The sequence below is a fragment of the Planococcus sp. S3-L1 genome, assembly GCF_030063085.1.
Taxonomy (GTDB): Bacteria; Bacillota; Bacilli; order Bacillales_A; family Planococcaceae; genus Planococcus; species Planococcus kocurii.
Genome location: NZ_JASISN010000021.1, coordinates 40,713 through 52,941 on the forward strand (window position 1 = coordinate 40,713; position 12,229 = coordinate 52,941).

The 12,229-nt window shown below is 43.7% G+C and carries 9 protein-coding genes, 20 tRNA genes and 1 rRNA gene; 2 read left to right on the top strand and 28 right to left on the bottom strand.

The window, feature by feature from the left end:
- Positions 1-32: 32 nt before the first annotated feature.
- The 7 genes from QMF37_RS15345 to QMF37_RS15375 all read right to left on the bottom strand — a co-directional run bounded on the left by QMF37_RS15345 (position 33) and on the right by QMF37_RS15375 (position 8,042).
- Positions 33-752, bottom strand: coding sequence for an AAA family ATPase (locus tag QMF37_RS15345; protein WP_283478794.1), 720 nt, complete (start codon positions 750-752; stop codon positions 33-35).
- Positions 743-1,846 carry an o-succinylbenzoate synthase gene (gene menC, locus QMF37_RS15350; protein WP_283478796.1) on the bottom strand — a complete coding sequence of 368 codons (1,104 nt, stop codon included), beginning with the start codon at positions 1,844-1,846 and terminating at the stop codon, positions 743-745. Before menC ends, QMF37_RS15345 begins: the two co-directional genes overlap by 10 nt.
- Complete coding sequence (locus QMF37_RS15355) at positions 1,837-3,261, bottom strand: o-succinylbenzoate--CoA ligase (protein WP_078080255.1); 1,425 nt, start codon at positions 3,259-3,261, stop codon at positions 1,837-1,839. Before QMF37_RS15355 ends, menC begins: the two co-directional genes overlap by 10 nt.
- A gap of 63 nt (positions 3,262-3,324) precedes the next feature.
- Positions 3,325-4,143, bottom strand: coding sequence for a 1,4-dihydroxy-2-naphthoyl-CoA synthase (gene menB / locus QMF37_RS15360; RefSeq protein WP_071153364.1), 819 nt, complete (start codon positions 4,141-4,143; stop codon positions 3,325-3,327).
- Positions 4,140-4,967 carry a 2-succinyl-6-hydroxy-2,4-cyclohexadiene-1-carboxylate synthase gene (gene menH, locus QMF37_RS15365; protein ID WP_071153363.1) on the bottom strand — a complete coding sequence of 276 codons (828 nt, stop codon included), beginning with the start codon at positions 4,965-4,967 and terminating at the stop codon, positions 4,140-4,142. The genes menB and menH overlap by 4 nt, the downstream gene beginning before the upstream one ends.
- Positions 4,964-6,664, bottom strand: a complete 1,701-nt coding sequence (gene menD / locus QMF37_RS15370; protein WP_078080254.1) for a 2-succinyl-5-enolpyruvyl-6-hydroxy-3-cyclohexene-1-carboxylic-acid synthase — start codon at positions 6,662-6,664, stop codon at positions 4,964-4,966. Before menD ends, menH begins: the two co-directional genes overlap by 4 nt.
- Positions 6,651-8,042: an isochorismate synthase gene (locus QMF37_RS15375; protein ID WP_078080253.1), complete on the bottom strand. Its 1,392-nt coding sequence runs from the start codon at positions 8,040-8,042 to the stop codon at positions 6,651-6,653. Before QMF37_RS15375 ends, menD begins: the two co-directional genes overlap by 14 nt.
- Before the next feature lie 170 nt (positions 8,043-8,212).
- On the opposite strand from QMF37_RS15375, the gene QMF37_RS15380 reads away from it, so the two are divergent.
- Both QMF37_RS15380 and QMF37_RS15385 read left to right on the top strand, forming a co-directional pair.
- Positions 8,213-9,124, top strand: a complete 912-nt coding sequence (locus QMF37_RS15380; RefSeq protein WP_283478799.1) for a 1,4-dihydroxy-2-naphthoate polyprenyltransferase — start codon at positions 8,213-8,215, stop codon at positions 9,122-9,124.
- A gap of 130 nt (positions 9,125-9,254) precedes the next feature.
- Positions 9,255-10,220 carry a DMT family transporter gene (locus QMF37_RS15385; protein WP_078080251.1) on the top strand — a complete coding sequence of 322 codons (966 nt, stop codon included), beginning with the start codon at positions 9,255-9,257 and terminating at the stop codon, positions 10,218-10,220.
- 13 nt (positions 10,221-10,233) lie between these two features.
- Here QMF37_RS15385 and QMF37_RS15390 read toward each other — a convergent pair.
- The 21 genes from QMF37_RS15390 to rrf all read right to left on the bottom strand — a co-directional run bounded on the left by QMF37_RS15390 (position 10,234) and on the right by rrf (position 12,204).
- Positions 10,234-10,305: transfer RNA gene (locus QMF37_RS15390), tRNA-Glu, on the bottom strand.
- Positions 10,306-10,311: 6 nt separating this feature from the next.
- Positions 10,312-10,402 (bottom strand) — tRNA-Ser (locus tag QMF37_RS15395).
- 4 nt (positions 10,403-10,406) lie between these two features.
- Positions 10,407-10,481 (bottom strand) — tRNA-Asn (locus QMF37_RS15400).
- Position 10,482: 1 nt separating this feature from the next.
- Positions 10,483-10,559, bottom strand: a tRNA-Ile gene (locus QMF37_RS15405).
- A 13-nt stretch (positions 10,560-10,572) separates the two neighbouring features.
- Positions 10,573-10,646: transfer RNA gene (locus QMF37_RS15410), tRNA-Gly, on the bottom strand.
- Positions 10,647-10,652: 6 nt separating this feature from the next.
- Positions 10,653-10,728 (bottom strand) — tRNA-Phe (locus QMF37_RS15415).
- A gap of 17 nt (positions 10,729-10,745) precedes the next feature.
- A tRNA-Asp gene (locus tag QMF37_RS15420) sits at positions 10,746-10,821 on the bottom strand.
- Positions 10,822-10,824: 3 nt separating this feature from the next.
- A tRNA-Met gene (locus QMF37_RS15425) sits at positions 10,825-10,901 on the bottom strand.
- Between the two features lie 46 nt (positions 10,902-10,947).
- Positions 10,948-11,040 (bottom strand) — tRNA-Ser (locus tag QMF37_RS15430).
- 15 nt (positions 11,041-11,055) lie between these two features.
- A tRNA-Ile gene (locus QMF37_RS15435) sits at positions 11,056-11,132 on the bottom strand.
- An 8-nt stretch (positions 11,133-11,140) separates the two neighbouring features.
- A tRNA-Met gene (locus tag QMF37_RS15440) sits at positions 11,141-11,214 on the bottom strand.
- Between the two features lie 21 nt (positions 11,215-11,235).
- Positions 11,236-11,311, bottom strand: a tRNA-Ala gene (locus QMF37_RS15445).
- 6 nt (positions 11,312-11,317) lie between these two features.
- Positions 11,318-11,394, bottom strand: a tRNA-Pro gene (locus tag QMF37_RS15450).
- A 26-nt stretch (positions 11,395-11,420) separates the two neighbouring features.
- Positions 11,421-11,497: transfer RNA gene (locus tag QMF37_RS15455), tRNA-Arg, on the bottom strand.
- 31 nt (positions 11,498-11,528) lie between these two features.
- A tRNA-Leu gene (locus tag QMF37_RS15460) sits at positions 11,529-11,617 on the bottom strand.
- A 29-nt stretch (positions 11,618-11,646) separates the two neighbouring features.
- Positions 11,647-11,721, bottom strand: a tRNA-Gly gene (locus QMF37_RS15465).
- Between the two features lie 5 nt (positions 11,722-11,726).
- Positions 11,727-11,811 (bottom strand) — tRNA-Leu (locus tag QMF37_RS15470).
- A gap of 20 nt (positions 11,812-11,831) precedes the next feature.
- Positions 11,832-11,907, bottom strand: a tRNA-Lys gene (locus tag QMF37_RS15475).
- A gap of 7 nt (positions 11,908-11,914) precedes the next feature.
- Positions 11,915-11,990: transfer RNA gene (locus QMF37_RS15480), tRNA-Thr, on the bottom strand.
- A gap of 12 nt (positions 11,991-12,002) precedes the next feature.
- Positions 12,003-12,078, bottom strand: a tRNA-Val gene (locus QMF37_RS15485).
- A gap of 10 nt (positions 12,079-12,088) precedes the next feature.
- Positions 12,089-12,204 (bottom strand): 5S ribosomal RNA (rrf, locus tag QMF37_RS15490).
- Positions 12,205-12,229 lie beyond the last annotated feature (25 nt).

Genomic DNA, 12,229 nt, shown 5'->3' on the forward strand with positions numbered 1-12,229 from the left:
TGATTTACTTTTCTGTATTATACATCAGACCATCAATCTTCCAAAATTTCATTTAAAAACTTTTCGCGATGATCTAAAAAATACTTGGTGATTCGGTAATGGTCGGTCATTTCATAATCGATTTCTTCAATCGCTCCTCCGTCAAAACTTAAAATTTGTGCATCTGGATATCCAAGAAGAATAGGTGAATGTGTCGCAATGATAAATTGACAATTCTCTTGTGTAGTTAAGTCTTTTAAAATTTTCAAAAATGTCAATTGTCGTTGGGGGGACAATGCGGCTTCTGGCTCATCAAGCAAATACAGTGCTCGCCCATTAAAACGATTCAAAAATAAAGACAAGAACGATTCCCCGTGAGATTGCTTGTGCAACGAACGACCTCCATATGACTGAAATCCATCTTCATCCACATCTTCTAGATGTGTCGCAAAATAATAAAATGATTCAGCGCGCATGAAAAATCCATTGGTCACTTTTGGCATCCAGGATAATCGAATGTACTCACCCAACACCGATTCAGAAGCGTGTACGTCATAGTTATTGTTGCGTCCACCTCCTGCTGTATTAAATTCGCATTTATCTGCGATGGCTTCGAGTAATGTTGACTTGCCCGACCCATTTTCTCCAACAAAAAAGGTAATGGGGTTGCTCAGCTTGACTTGTTTCATACTGTTTACCATAGGTACTGTAAAAGGGTATTGTTCAAAATCCTTTACTTGGTCTCTCAACAAACGGATGCCAGTCAAAAACATTCCTTTGCCTCCTCGCTAGGGCTTAAATGAGCAGTATCTACTTTATAACCGATTCCTGTAAGCTGACTTAACTGTATCTCACCATTGTCGACAAAAATTTCCGGCTCGATTATATCTTTTTCCCAAAAATGAGTAGAAGCAGAAAAATCACCTGGATATTCTATACCTGGTAACGACGCCAGCGCTAAATTATGAGCCTTTGATACGCCAAATTCAATCATGCCACCCACCCACATGCCTATAGAATGCTCACGACACAATTCCACCACTTTCAAGGTTTCTGTCCAGCCTCCAAGACGACTCATTTTTAACACGACAATGTCTCCTGCTTTCATATCGATCATTTGCTGAACATCATCTACACTAGAAATACTCTCGTCCAAACAAATTTTAGTGTTGAGTTGCGCTTTTGCTCGCGCATGTAACGCCCACTCACGCTCTCCAAACGGCTGTTCAATAAGCGTGAACCCAACATCATCAAATTCTTTTAACCGTTCAAAATTGGCTTTGTTGAAACTACCATTGGCATCCGCGAAAAATAATAGCTCGGGATAGTTAGTAACAACAGATTTCAACACAAACGGATCTGTATCTGGATGAATTTTGATTTTGATACGCTTGTACCCCGCATTGTTCGCTTGCGCTACTCGGTCTCCTATTTGAGAAGGATCTGCAGCTATAACGATGCCAGCAGGAACTGCTTTCAAAATGCCACCAACAAATTTCCAAAGCGGCTGCTGTTGCTGTTTTGCAAACAAATCCCACACAGCCATTTCTACGGCTGCTTTTGCCATCCGATTGCCTTTCACAGCTTTGAACAGTCCCCAAACTTCTTTTGGATGTTGAAATTTTTGACCTCTGAGTAGTGGCAGTAACACGTGCTCAAGTACAAAACGACAGCTGGTGATGGTTTCTTCTGTATACCAAGGAGTTTCAAATGCTACACATTCTCCGTAGCCAATGTCTCCTGACTCGTCTTGTACACTTACAACAATTACTTCTCGCTCATCTACTTGCTGTAAAACAGATTTAAAAGGGGTTTTGAGCGGTCTTCGTACTGTCTTAAAGCCAATCTCTTTAATGGTTATACCCATGCTCTCAGCTCTCTTCTCAGCAGCTTGTTGGAAGCATTGCGCGGCAACGACTCAATAACCGTCAATTGTTTTGGCACTTTGTAAGACGCCAACTGCTCGCGGCAATAAGCCAGCAATTCTTCTGCAGTCACGTCTTGTTGCAATACCACAAATGCCACGGGAACTTCTCCCCACCTCTCACTCGGTGCCCCGCAAACACCGACTTCTTGAACGGCAGGATGACCCAATATTACTTTTTCAATTTCAGCCGGATATACATTTTCTCCACCAGAAACGATTAAATCCGAACGGCGATCCACCACAAACAAAAATCCTTCATCATCTAAATAACCCATGTCTCCCGTGTGAAGCCAGCCATCTTGTTGCACATTCCGCTCCGCAAATTTCCCTATATAGCCAGGTGTCACTTGTGGACCGCGAATCAGGATTTCTCCCACCTCACCCAATTTTTCCGTCTTGACTTCATATAAAAATAATGGCTTACCCGCTGATCCAATTTTTCGCTCTGCATCCGCCACTTGTAAAGTTGTTGTTTGTGATGATGTTTCTGTCATGCCATATGTTTGCAACACCGGTATCCCACAGTTTTCAGCACGTTTCATATAGGCAACAGGAATCGGTCCACCTCCAGCAAGAACCGCTTTAAAACGATCAGAAGCTTGCGTGGAACCTCTTTCGACACTCGTTAATATGCGTTCTAACGTCACACCCACAACCGACATATGCGTCACGCTGCCGTTGCAAATTTCTTCTGCGCTACGATCTGCGTCAAACTTCTCATATAACCGAACCCCCATGCCGTATATTAACGATCTCATTAAGATCGAAAATCCACTAATATGAAACAAAGGCACTGCACATAACCAAACATCTTCCGGTGCAACGCCAATATTAAGTGCAGAAGATACAGCACTTGAAAAATGATTTTCCGCTGTTTGGCGAACGCCTTTTGGATGTCCGGTAGTACCTGACGTATACATAATCGAAAGAGTCCGGTCTTTTGCCCATTGTTGTTGCGGTTCGAATTGATCGGCGTTGGCTTTTTCGATTTCACTAAATAAAACCATGCGTGAATCGTCCACTTTTTCTTTTAGCACATCAGCTACGAAAATAAACGCGACTTCCGCATCGTTTATTTGGTATGTTAATTCATTGCTTGATAAACGCTCATTGAGCATGACCATTTCACAGCCTAGATGCATACAACCATACAAGACAAAAACAAATTCTGGAGTAGATTTTGCTAATACTGCAACACGTGAATGTTCTTTCACGCCAAGTGCGCTAAGTTTACTGGCATAATCGAGTGCAATCTTATTGATTTCAGAAAAAGTCCACTGTTGCTGCTCAAACGACAAGGCCATACGGTCCCCGCTCAAATAACTTCGCTGACTCAACCAATTCGGATAGGTCATGTTGAAAATCCTTTCTTCAAAAAAAGCTGTCCCTCAAGAGGACAGCTTTCAATTATTCTATAATCATGGGAAACGTGGGAATTGACCAAAGTCCGGTTTGCGTTTTTCTTTAAACGCATCGCGTCCTTCTTTCGCTTCGTCTGTTGTGTAATACAAGAGCGTTGCGTCTCCAGCCATTTGCTGCAATCCAGCAAGACCGTCTGTATCAGCATTCATCGCCGCTTTTACAAAACGAAGTGCAGTTGGGCTCATTTCAAGCATTTCCTGACACCATTGAACCGTTTCGTCTTCTAACTGTTCAAGAGGTACAACTGTGTTCACTAAGCCCATGTCCAGTGCTTCTTGTGCGTCGTATTGGCGGCATAAGTACCAAATTTCACGTGCTTTCTTGTGACCAATAATACGTGCCAAGTAACCAGAGCCGTAGCCAGCGTCAAACGAACCAACGCGCGGTCCTGTTTGGCCAAATCGTGCGTTGTCTGCTGCAATCGTCAAGTCACACACAACGTGCAAGACGTGTCCGCCGCCAATTGCATAGCCTGCAACCATTGCGACAACTGGTTTTGGAATAACACGGATTAAACGTTGTAGATCCAATACGTTCAAACGTGGAATTTCATCTTCCCCAACGTAACCACCGTGTCCGCGTACAGATTGGTCGCCACCTGAACAGAAAGCTTTTTCACCTTCGCCAGTTAAAACAATAACGCCTACATCTGCGTTATCGCGCGCACGTGAAAACGCATCAATCAATTCATGAACTGTTTTCGGACGGAATGCGTTGCGCACTTCCGGGCGGTTAATCGTAATTTTGGCAATGCCTTTAAAAATTTCATACTTAATGTCTTCGTATGTACGTTCTGTAATCCACTCGCGTGTCATGATTTTCCTCCTTGATAGTTCAAACTTAAATACTCTCTTACTATTGTAGCAAATTCAGCAGGTTTTTCCACATGTATTGCATGTCCTGCGTCGATAGTTTTATGAATGGCCTTTGGCATCAGACTAGCCATCTCTTTAGCAATCAACTCAAACTTCAAGTCCAACTGCCCTGTTACCAATAAAACCGGCATATTTAAACACATTAACTCTGCCCAATAAGTAGCTTGAGAACCGGTTCCCATACCGAGTAAACTATTCGCAAGCCCTACTGGATTTTGCTCCAAGCGTTCTTGGCGAATTGTGTCCTTGACCTTTTCTGGCAAAGATTTCTGACTATCGAACAATGCAATGTTTTCCCAGGAATCGATAAAACGCTCAAGACCTTGCGTAACAATTCGCTCTGCAAGATGTGCGTCATTGGCTCGGCGTTTTCTTCTGGCCTCTCCACTTCGGAGTCCAGGAGAAGCACTTTCTAGAATCAATCCACTAACTCGCACTGGAAATTCACAAGCATAAGCAAGCGCTGTACGCCCGCCCATTGAATAGCCGATAAGGGAAAAGTGATCAAGCTCTAACTGGTCAAACAAAGCATCTAAATTGGCGAGTTGCCGTTCCATTGTATAAAATTCGACTGATTTTGGACTCTCCGTCTTTCCGTGACCAATCAAATCAATGAAAACAAGTTTGTGGTCCGTCCAACCTGTTGCAACTGAGTGCCAGCTTTTTGTAGTGCCCGTAAAGCCATGCAGAAATACTACGGTTTCTTGTTTTTCTCGATTCCTTACTTCTATATGGTAGTGAGTTCCATTAACTGTTAGTTTCATTGCTTAGCCAGCTCCTCATCAAAGCGGCTCCATAATTTACGATGTGTCATCACATTATTTTCACGATTGGTGAACACTTCAATAATCTTCACTGATTTTGTTTTCGGCTCATCTAAAGCGGCAGCAAATTGGGCAATCGTTTCAGCAGATACATATTGCGCATCGTACATGTTCGCTGCATCGCTAAACGTTAATCCAGTCGGCGTACCGAACAGTTCTTCAAAATGACGTTCTTCTTGAGACTGAGGCAAATAAGAGAAAATGCCGCCACCATCGTTATTCATCACAACAATCGTCAAATCGGTTTCCTGCATTTTAGACGCAATCAAGCCGTTCATGTCATGCAAAAAGGATAAGTCGCCAATATATAAATACGCAGGTCGCTGTTTTGCCGCTTGTACGCCAAATGCCGTTGACACTACGCCATCAATGCCATTCGTCCCTCGGTTCGCATACATCATGACATCCCGCTCTGTTGATTGGAAGAAGGTATCCACGTCGCGAATTGGCATACTGCTACCAATGATCAAATCGCAGTTTTCCAATGTATCAAAAAACACTTTTGCTAACACGCCTTCATCCAACTCTTCTTGACTATGAAGAGCTACAACTTTCCAATATAAAGAGGATGCCTTGGTCCATTTTTCACGGTACGAATTCGTTTTTTTCATTTCTAAAGACAATTGCCACAAACCATTTATAGAAGCCTGAATGTGATGCGTTGCTACCGATTGCGCATCTCGCAACATCGGACTTTCATCAAACACCACATAAGTTTCAGGTCTAGCTGCTGCCAAAAACAAACTCAGTGGTTTTGAAACCGGTTGTGGCCCAATCCGAAACACGACTTGTGGGGTTACTTGTTCTTTAAACTCTTTATTTTTTAACAACGCATCGTATGAATCAACAATCAGATGTCTTGTAGTTGATGGACAATTGCCTCGTAAATTCGATAGTGGATCGGCAAGTACTGGCCAGTTGAGCTTTTGAACAAACTCCCAAAATTCAGGTGGCATCGGTTTGGTCATTTCCCCAACAATTAATAGTCCCCGGTCCTTTTTTAACACGTTCTGCAAAAACACACGACTTTCGGCAGATAGGGAAAGTTCTCCACCAAAATGGGCAATGTCTCCGCTACTTTCATAAGTTTGTTCGAAATCAATACCAAGTGGTTCACGAAACGGTACATTGATATGCACGGGTCCTCTTGGTTCACTGTTGGCATTTTGAACAGAACGGTGCAAATGACGCGTTAAGAACGCCAATTGATTTTCCGTTTCCGGCATCGGCAAATCAGTTGACCATTTAACGTGTGATCCAAACAAATTGATTTGATTGATTGCTTGCGGTGCCCCGACTTCTCGCAACTCGTGCGGTCGGTCAGCCGTTACGACGATTAACGGTACACGTGCGTAGTAAGCTTCGACGACTGCTGGAAAATAATTAGCGGCTGCAGTTCCAGATGTGCATAACAGCATCACCGGTTTACCAGACGCCTTCGCCATGCCCAGCGCGAAATAAGCTGCGGAACGTTCATCGATTTGACGGTATACCGTCAAGCCTTCTTGTTTCATACAAGCATAAGCTAATGGTGTTGAACGAGATCCTGGACTAATGACTGCAGCTGCCACGCCTAGTTCAACTAGTGAATGGGTGAATGCAGATACATATTCTGTTAACGCTTTACGACTCGTCACTCAATTGACCTCCCAATGCCCGGAGCATCGGCCTAAACTTAACCCATGTCTCGTCATATTCTGACTCTGGCGTGGAATCTGCTACAATTCCACCTCCCGCATATAAATAAGCTTCTTTGCCATCTAGTAAAGCCGACCGAATAGCAACCGCAAATTCGCCGTCTCCTTTGGCATCAATCCACCCAACAGGCGCAGCATAATAACCGCGATTCATTGCTTCGTAGTTCCGAATCATTTCCAACGCTAATAATTTGGGTTCTCCACCGAGTGCTGGCGTAGGATGAAGAACTTGCACCAAATCAAATAGCGTAGCACCTGGATTCAAGTCTCCTTCAACCGGTGTATATAAATGCTGAATATCCCTAATTTTCATCAATTTCGGCAATTTGGGTACGATTGTCCGACTGCAATTCGCTCTAAAAACTTCACTAATCATGTTTACTACATATTGATGTTCAGCACGATTTTTAGAATCTTTCAGTAAAATTTCCCCAAGTTCGGTATCCTTCTCAATGGTTTTTCCACGCGGAGTAGAACCCGCTAAACATGTTGAAAGGGCTTTATGATTTTCCACTTTTACTAATCGTTCAGGAGTCGCACCAAAGAAAAATTGGTCTTCTGCCTCCAAACCAAATAGAAAACTTTCAGGTTGTTCATTAGATACTTGATACAATGCTGAAGTCGGTGTAAACACATCTTCAAATTCCAGTTTCATCGTGCGTGCAATAACAACTTTTTCAACTTCTTTAGCTTTAATAATGTCGGTTACTTGTTTGATGGAATCCAAATAAGCTTGTTTTTTCAGTTCTATACGACCCGTTGTTTGCGGTTTATCGTATTTGTCCACTTCTGATACTTGGGCTGCATGGATCAATTTATCCCGCTCTTTGCGCATCGCCTCAAATTCTGCAAAACTCTCTTGCTTTTGAGTGATTAAATGGATACTAATAAAAGCCTGTTCTCCTTTTAACACTAGTTGAAAAGTCGGCACTGCGAAATAAGCCTGAGGAAATCTCTTCCATTCACTCGCTTTATTGTTTAACGGATCAAACGAAAATCCACCAAATAGAACCGGCTGAACCGAATGCTCTTCATTGACAATTTGGCGACATAAGTTCTGCCACTCTTTTTTTATTTCTTCAAATCTTCCATTTGCCTTGTTTGTAGACAATACATGGGCATGACCAATTCCGACCAACGTAAAGGTCTTTTCCCGATTTTGCCAGTACAGTCGTTTTCCTGAGTGGTCACTTCCGCCGGCTTCAAAAAATGCCAATGCTGACATGCGTGTTACTTCAATTGTTTCCGTATAAAAGCGGTAGCCTTCATATTGGCTATCCGCAGATTGTTGAGTCGATGAAGACGATTCTGAATTCACCTGATTACCTCCGTTTTAAGACAACAGTCTAGTTTATTCCACAAACGTTCTACTTTTTAATCTCTACCTTCTATCATACTCTTTTCTGCTAAAATCAGCACATCATTTGCTGTATTCACTGTTATTTTGAAGTACAATGAGGAGTGGAAAGAATTAAAGGAGAGAGATATATGACACATTCACTACAAGCAGACAGCGGATGGCGCGTATGGTGGCAACTAACTCGGCCGCATACCTTAACCGCTTCTTTCGCTCCCGTATTCCTCGGAACGATGATTGCTTTACAGTATTCCCCTATCGATTGGATTTTATTCCTAGCTATGCTCGTTGCGAGTTTGTTGATTCAAGCAGCTACTAATATGTTCAATGAATATTACGATTTTGCTAGAGGGTTAGACAATGAGAACTCTGTCGGTATTGGGGGTGCAATTGTTCGGAACGGTGTGAAACCGAAAACTGTATTAAATCTAGCTTTATTGTTCTACGGGATTGCTGCAGTTATTGGTCTCTATATTTGTTCACTAACTAGTTGGTGGCTTTTAGTTGTAGGTGCCGTTGCAATGGGGATTGGCTATTTTTATACCGGTGGGCCATATCCTATTGCCTACACACCTTTTGGCGAACTTTTCTCTGGCGTAGTCATGGGCTATTTGATTGTAATCATTGCCTTCTATATTCAAACGGGGATGGTAACCCTAGAAGCATCGTTACTTGCTATTCCGAGCACATTATTAGTAGCAGCTATTATGCTAGCCAATAACATTCGCGATATTGTGGGCGACGAAGAAAGTGGACGCAAAACACTTGCTATTTTGGTTAAAAGACCGGCAGCTGTCAATATTCTTATGTGGTTTTTCATTCTAGCCTACGTATGGATTGTCATTCTTATCCTAGTAGGAATATTGACACCGTGGGCCTTACTAGTCTTCATAAGCGTCATTAAACCTATTAAAGTCGTTCAAATCTTTAAACGTTTTACAGAACCTCTAAAGGTGATGCCGGCGATGAAAGATACTGGAAAAACAAATACATTTGTGGCTTTTTTACTTGGAATTGGGTTACTGATTGATTACCTTCTATAATATAGACAAACAAAAAAGGATTTCTAGAGAAATCCTTTTTTTGTTTGTCTAAAATAATACTTTGAAGAACAGTTAATTATAAGTTATAGTAAATAAATAATTCTAAATTTTCGAATGAGGAGGATATATAGTGAAACCTATCATCATCGGCATTATTGCAGCTTTTTTCTTTGCATTTACTTTCGTACTCAACGCCACGATGGAAGCTGACGGCGGGAATTGGATCTGGAGTGCGTCTCTCCGATACTTTTTCATGATTCCCTTTTTACTTTTGATTGTTGTATTAAGAAAGAACTTAAAACCGCTGTTACAAGAAATGAATAAAAACAAAAGAGCTTGGACCCTATGGAGTTTTGTTGGATTTGGCTTATTCTATGCTCCACTATGTTTCGCTGCAGCCTATTCCCCTGGCTGGCTCATCGCAGGAACATGGCAAATTACCATAGTCGCTGGTACATTACTTGCTCCCTTATTTCTCATTACCATACATAGCAATAAAGAAACTACTCAACTAAGAGGAAAGATTCCTGTTAAAAGCTTGATGATTTCTTTTATCATATTAGCAGGAGTCAGTTTAATGCAACTTGAACATGTAGCAGTTGTTTCTTCTTCAACACTTTGGTTCGGTTTTATCCCTGTTATCCTCGCAGCTTTCGCATACCCATTAGGAAATAGAAAAATGATGGATATATGTGGAGGTAGGTTGGATGCGTATCAGAGGGTTTTGGGCATGACACTAGCTAGTCTACCTTTTTGGTTTATCCTATCATTATATGGGCTTGTTACTGTAGGTGGACCTAGCGCTTCACAAAGCTTACAAACTTTAATTGTAGCAATCAGTTCAGGTGTAATGGCAACAGTACTCTTCTTTAAAGCGACTGATCTAGTTAGAGGCGATATGCAGAAACTAGGAGCAGTAGAAGCGACACAATCAATGGAAGTTTTATTTGCGTTAGCAGGAGAAGCACTTTTCTTGTCAATTATCTTACCTTCAAGCTTAGCAATAATCGGGATTTTCATTGTAATGCTTGGCATGATTCTTCACAGTCTTAATTCTAGTAAAACGAAAAAAAGTGTTATGCAATTAAATGCATAACACTTTTTTATAATGACCCCTACGGGATTCGAACCCGTGTTACCGCCGTGAAAGGGCGGTGTCTTAACCGCTTGACCAAGGGGCCAAATACTGGCGGAGAAGGAGGGATTTGAACCCTCGCGCCGGTTGCCCGACCTACACCCTTAGCAGGGGCGCCTCTTCAGCCACTTGAGTACTTCCCCAGTATGGCTCCGAAGGTAGGACTCGAACCTACGACCATCGCATTAACAGTGCGGTGCTCTACCACTGAGCTACTTCGGAATGGTGGGCCTAAATGGACTCGAACCATCGACCTCACGCTTATCAGGCGTGCGCTCTAACCAGCTGAGCTATAGGCCCATATGTAATATTATGGAGCGGGTGGGGGGAATCGAACCCCCATCATCAGCTTGGAAGGCTGAGGTTTTACCACTAAACTACACCCGCATAAAATGGTGGGTCAGGACGGAATCGAACCGCCGACACTTAGAGCTTCAATCTAATGCTCTACCGACTGAGCTACTGACCCACTTTATTTATTGGAAATGGCGGTCCCGACCGGGATCGAACCGGCGATCTCCTGCGTGACAGGCAGGCATGTTAACCGCTACACCACGGGACCATTTGGTTGCGGGGGCAGGATTTGAACCTGCGACCTTTGGGTTATGAGCCCAACGAGCTACCGAACTGCTCCACCCCGCGACAATAGTATAATTCAAAAGAAATTCGTCCACACATTTTAAAAATATGGAGGAGGAAGAGGGATTCGAACCCCCGCGGGATTTGACTCCCCTGTCGGTTTTCAAGACCGATCCCTTCAGCCAAACTTGGGTATTCCTCCGAGATAAAATACATATGGTGGACCTTGCAGGACTCGAACCTGCGACCGGACGGTTATGAGCCGTCTGCTCTAACCAACTGAGCTAAAGGTCCTAAAAAAGTGGCGGCAGAGGGGATCGAACCCCCGACCTCACGGGTATGAACCGTACGCTCTAGCCAGCTGAGCTACGCCGCCGGGATCTTTACTTTAAAAAGTTGGTGGAGCCTAGCGGGATCGAACCGCTGACCTCCTGCGTGCAAGGCAGGCGCTCTCCCAGCTGAGCTAAGGCCCCATTGTTTGGTCGGGAAGACAGGATTCGAACCTGCGACCCCTTGGTCCCAAACCAAGTGCTCTACCAAGCTGAGCTACTTCCCGAACTTGAGTTGCTGAGTATAAAAATATGGTGCGCCCGAGAGGACTCGAACCTCTAACCGCTTGATTCGTAGTCAAGTACTCTATCCAATTGAGCTACGGGCGCATATGATGCTATTCACTATTTCGTGAAAAGTTGGTGCCGAGGACCGGAATCGAACCGGTACGGTAGTCACCTACCGCAGGATTTTAAGTCCTGTGCGTCTGCCAGTTCCGCCACCCCGGCTAAGGGTCGGTATCACGTGCAAATAAATATGGAGCGGAAGACGAGGTTCGAACTCGCGACCTCCACCTTGGCAAGGTGGCGTTCTACCACTGAACTACTTCCGCAAAAATGGTGCGGGTGAAGGGAGTCGAACCCCCACGCCCGAAGGCGCTAGATCCTAAGTCTAGTGCGTCTGCCAGTTCCGCCACACCCGCGTGGCAATATAAAATTAAAATGGTGAGCCATGAAGGATTCGAACCTTCGACCCTCTGATTAAAAGTCAGATGCTCTACCAGCTGAGCTAATGGCTCGAAAAAGTGGTGCCGGAGAAAGGAGTCGAACCCTCGACCTACTGATTACAAGTCAGTTGCTCTACCAACTGAGCTACTCCGGCAAAAGAAATAAATGGTGGAGGATGACGGGATCGAACCGCCGACCCTCTGCTTGTAAGGCAGATGCTCTCCCAGCTGAGCTAATCCTCCGATATATATTGCCCAGCGACGTCCTACTCTCACAGGGGGAAACCCCCAACTACCATCGGCGCAAAAGAGCTTAACTGCCGTGTTCGGGATGGGAACGGGTGTGGCCTCTTTGCCATCATCACTGGACTATTTGGTTTTGAAAGACAAGATT